Annotated in this window: 3 protein-coding genes; all 3 read right to left on the bottom strand. The window is 39.3% G+C overall.

The window, feature by feature from the left end:
- Window positions 1–129: 129 nt before the first annotated feature.
- Window positions 130–711, bottom strand: a complete 582-nt coding sequence (locus ACIR310F_RS0113710; protein ID WP_028084310.1) for a Uma2 family endonuclease — start codon at window positions 709–711, stop codon at window positions 130–132.
- Window positions 712–777: 66 nt separating this feature from the next.
- Entirely contained in the window at window positions 778–1,383 is a 606-nt protein-coding gene (locus tag ACIR310F_RS0113715) for a Uma2 family endonuclease (RefSeq protein WP_028084311.1), read from the bottom strand.
- A 70-nt stretch (window positions 1,384–1,453) separates the two neighbouring features.
- On the bottom strand, window positions 1,454–4,318 hold a 2,865-nt coding region (gene ileS / locus ACIR310F_RS0113720), incomplete at its 5' end, for an isoleucine--tRNA ligase (RefSeq protein ID WP_028084312.1).

The raw sequence follows: 4,318 nt of genomic DNA on the forward strand, positions 1-4,318 counted from the left end.
TATATAGGGTTTACCGAATAAAATTTCTTTTCACAAAGTGACCTAAGTATAAATTCATCCTATTCTGTGATATCTGCGGCTATGGGTGAGACAAATTTATACTTTTATTTAATTTATTTAATTTATTTATCACCAGATCTCACTTATATCTAACACAAATCCCGGCAAAATATCCTCACCAGTTAATGTTTGCGGATTATCTAATTGTTCAACTTCACAATTAGGACGATAAATAAATACTTGGCGTTTTTTTCTATCAATTAACCAAGCTAATTTCACACCATTTTCAATATATTCTTGCATTTTTTCTTGTAATAGTTTTAAATTGTCACTAGCAGAACGTAATTCAATGACAAAATCAGGTGCAATAGGAGCAAATTTATTCTGTTGTTCTGGAGTTAAACTATGCCAACGTTCTTTTTTAATCCAAGCAACATCAGGAGAAACATCTTTCCCATTGGATAATTTAAAACCTGTGGAAGAGTCAAAACCTTTACCTAATTTTGTTTGTTTATTCCAAATTCCTAATTCAACAGCAATATCAAAGTTTCTATTTCCTGTATCGCTACCAGTTGGTGGCATAATTATTAATTCCCCTGCTGCTGTGCGTTCAAATCTTAAATCACGGTTATTTTGACAGAGTTGGAAAAATTCCTCATCTGTTAAGTTAATATTTAATGTTAGCTGAGGAGGTAAGGTTGTGGTATTCATTGAATATTACCCTTTGACTTTATTGTTTGTAAAAAAAGATTGAACCACATTTATTTAATTTATTTATCACCAAATCTCACTTAAATCTAACACAAATCCCGGCAAAATATCCTCACCAGTTAATGTTTGCGGATTATCTAATTCTTCAACTCCACAATTAGGCCGATAAATAAATACTTTGCGTTGTTTTCTATCAATTAACCAAGCTAATTGTGTGCCATTGTCTATATATTCTTGCATTTTTTCTTTTAATGTAGATAAACTATCATTTTCTGAACGCAATTCTACTACAAATTCGGGACAAATAGGCGCGAATTTCTTTCTTTTGTCTGCGGGTATTATTTCCCATTTTGTCCGTTTTATCCATGCTGCGTCGGGAGAACGGACTGCACCATTAGGTAGGGTAAAACCACCACTAGAACCGAATCCTACTCCTGTACCATCTTGTTTTGTCCATATCCATAATTGACCGTTTAAGTTAAAATTACGTTCTTCTGTTTCTGAACCTGTGGGGGACATAATGAATAAATCTCCAATTTGATTACGTTCGATTCTAAAATGACGATTTAACTGACAGAAATCAAAAAACTGATCATCTGTCATGATCATATTTGGTAGCATTTGTAATACCATTGGTAATATTTCTAAATTTACAGATAATTGTGTGTTCATGATCATTAAAAATGGTAAGATGATTCAGATCCCCGACTTCTTTTTAGTAGAAGTCGGAGATATTATGGTTCTAAAACTCTCCAGCTAAAGCAGGAATACACCGTTCACAGAGTAAAGGATGTTCTGCTGATTCACCAACATGGGGCGAATAATTCCAACAGCGATCGCATTTCTGATATAATTTACCATTATGCTCTTGTTCTGCGGCATTGACTACCCCAATATCCCAATTATCCTCACCTTGAACTCGCAAAGTTTTTAATCCTTTTAATGTGTCAGGTGTATCTAATAATTGCACTTCAGAAGTGAGGAATAAATATCGTAATTCATCAATGCCATTACCGCTAACATTCAAAGGTTCAATAGCAGCGCGTAATTTTTCATCACTGAAATAAATCAAAGCAATAGCTTCTAAAGAAGAACCAATTAACTTTTCTACCCGCGCTTGTTCCAATACCTTATTAACATCACTGCGAATGCGTCGCAATGTTTTCCAAAATTCTGCTAATTCGGGATGATCCCACTCATCATTCACCTTAATCCAACCAGCTTGAAAAACTGATTTATATTGTGTTTCGTAGGGAATAAATTGCCAGATATCCTCCGCAGTATGACACAAAACGGGAGCGATCGCTTTAGCTAAATTTTCCAAAGCAATTTGCAGAACTGTTTGACAACTACGACGACGGAAAGCATCAGCAGAACTGATATATAATCTATCTTTCGCAATGTCTAAATAGAAATTTGACAAATCTACAACGCAGAAATTCTGCACAGTTTGAAAAAAGCGGAAAAATTGGAAACTATCAAAAGCTTCCGTCACCTCATTAAACACCTCACGAATGCGATGCAGCATATATTTATCCAAATCTGGTAAATCATCAAAGGCTACAGCATCCTTCTGAGGATCAAAATCATGCAAACTACCCAATAAAAACCGTGCCGTATTGCGGATTTTATTCCTTACATCAGCTAATTGCTTGATGATATTACCACCCAAACGGACATCACCAGAATAATCTACCGAAGAAACCCACAACCGCAAAACATCAGCGCCATAAGCGGGTTCTTTTTTCTGGTCTTTTCCACCCAAAATCATTAATTGAGGGTCTACCACATTTCCCACAGACTTACTCATTTTCCGTCCATGTTCATCCAAGACGAAACCATGAGTTAAAACAGTTTTATAGGGTGCAATACCATTAACCGCTACACTAGTCAACAAAGAAGATTGAAACCAACCGCGATGTTGGTCAGAACCTTCCAAATACATATCCACAGGATAACACAACTCCCGTCTTTGCTTCGCTACCGCTGCCCAAGAAGAACCAGAATCGAACCAGACATCCATTGTATCAGTACCCCGGCGGTAAGTCTTGCCATTGTTGCGGTATATTTCCGGTAATAACTCCTCTACCGACAACTCCCACCAAGCATCAGAACCTCTTTTAGCGATGATAGCTTGAACATGATTAATCGTGTCCGCATTCAGCAAAATTTCCCCAGTTGCTTCATCATAAAACACCGGAATCGGTACACCCCAAGAACGTTGACGAGAAATACACCAATCGGATCTTTCTGCTACCATTGGCGTAATGCGGTTTTCACCTTGGGGAGGAATCCAGCGTACCGAGGAAATAGCCGTTAAAGCCTCATCCCTAAATCCTGACACAGAAGCAAACCATTGTTCAGTAGCGCGGAAAATCGTCGGTTTTTTCGTTCTCCAGTCATAAGGATACTTGTGAGGATATGCTTCCTCCTTCAACAGAGAACCAACCTCATGCAAAGCATCAATAATCGCTTGATTCCCATCGCCCAAAACATTCAAGCCAGAAAACTTACCAGCTTCATCCGTAAAATTACCACTATCATCAACAGGGGCAAGAATCGGCAAACCGTAACGCTGACCAACAATGTAATCCTCTTGACCATGACCAGGAGCAGTATGTACCAACCCTGTCCCGGACTCAGTAGTGATATAATCACCACCAACCACAACCGGACTTTCACGGTCAAAAAGAGGATGACGGTAAATAGTACCTTCCAAATCCTTGCCGACAAATTTGGCTTTTACCGTTAACTGCATATTCAACTTAGTAGCTAAATCTGCTACCAAATCAGCCGCAACAATCAGATACTTGCACTCTCTCTGCGCCTCTGCGCCTCTGCGTGAGACCTCCACAACCGCATACTCCAACGCACCATTTACAGCCACAGCCAAATTACCGGGGATAGTCCAGGGGGTAGTAGTCCACACAGCCACGCCCAAATCAGGCAGGAACGGCTCTAAAACTGATTTTAATTGTTCCGTAACCTTCACCACCGGAAAAGCGGCGTAAATGCTGCGAGAGACGTGACCTTCAGGATATTCTAACTCCGCTTCTGCTAAAGCGGTTTTAGAACTAGGACTCCAGTGTACAGGCTTTAGGCCGCGATAAATATAACCTTTGAGGAACATTTCCCCAAAAACGCCAATTTGCGCCGCTTCGTATTCTGGCTGTAGAGTTAAATAAGGATTTTCCCAATCACCCCAAATCCCATAGCGTTTAAAACTTTCTCGTTGCTCATCTACGGTTTTTAGTGCGAACTGTTTCGCTTTTTGACGCAATTGCAAAGGAGTGAGATTTTGGCGTTCTGCCTGTTTCATATTTTGCAGAACTTTTAACTCAATGGGCAACCCGTGACAATCCCAGCCAGGAACGTAGCGAATTTTACGACCTTTTAGCAATTGGTAGCGGTTAATAATATCTTTGAGAATCTTATTTAAGGCATGACCAATATGTAATTGACCGTTAGCATAGGGAGGACCATCGTGCAGTATAAATAATTCACCGGGGTTGTTTTCAGCCAGTTGAGAATAAATGTGGTTTTCTGCCCAGAATTTTTGGATTTCGGGTTCGCGCTTAATGGCGTTTGCCCGCATATCGAAGTTAGT

The sequence above is a fragment of the Dolichospermum circinale AWQC310F genome (genome assembly GCF_000426925.1).
Classification (GTDB): domain Bacteria; phylum Cyanobacteriota; class Cyanobacteriia; order Cyanobacteriales; family Nostocaceae; genus Dolichospermum; species Dolichospermum circinale.